Here is a 537-nt window from a genome sequence, read left to right on the forward strand (position 1 = left end):
CAATTTCTGCCAAGAGATCTCCCTCTTTCACAACACTTCCCGGAAAGACGCGCATGGATACCACCCGCCCTGTAGTACGCGCTCCAACTGCCACCAATCGATAAGGGCGCACAATCCCAGAAGCCAAAACACTTTCTTCAATATCACCACGCTTTACCACAGCTGTCATATAGGTTGGCGTAGATGTTCCAAAAAAAACAGAGCGTAACCACAACAAAATGATAATAATGAAAAGAGAAATAAGCAAGAATGAAAGCTTTTTGCGTTTTGTAATGAAATTTTTGATGAAACTTTTTTTCATTGCCCTACCTTTGTAAGTGAATGGGAAACACCATCAACGACTTCCGGACGTGACACATCAACGACACCATCCCATCCACCACCCAATGCTTTCATCAGAGCAATATATTGGGTAGCTAAAGCAATGCGGCTATCTTTAAGTGCCATTTGCGCAGAATAATAGGAACGATCAGCATTTAATAATTCAAGGAAGCTGATATTTCCATTTTCAAAAAGGCTTCGTGAAAGTTGTAAAGA

Annotated in this window: 1 protein-coding gene and 1 pseudogene; both read right to left on the reverse strand. The window is 41.3% G+C overall.

Annotated elements, in window-relative coordinates:
- Positions 1 to 301, reverse strand: a pseudogene (locus tag ACFINC_RS10145) (efflux transporter periplasmic adaptor subunit); the annotation flags it as partial.
- On the reverse strand, positions 298 to 537 hold a 240-nt coding region (locus tag ACFINC_RS10150), incomplete at its 5' end, for a TolC family protein (RefSeq protein WP_375617133.1). The gene ACFINC_RS10150 and the pseudogene ACFINC_RS10145, both read right to left, overlap by 4 nt.

The sequence above is a fragment of the Bartonella sp. AP58NXGY genome, from assembly GCF_042195785.1.
Classification (GTDB): Bacteria; Pseudomonadota; Alphaproteobacteria; order Rhizobiales; family Rhizobiaceae; genus Bartonella.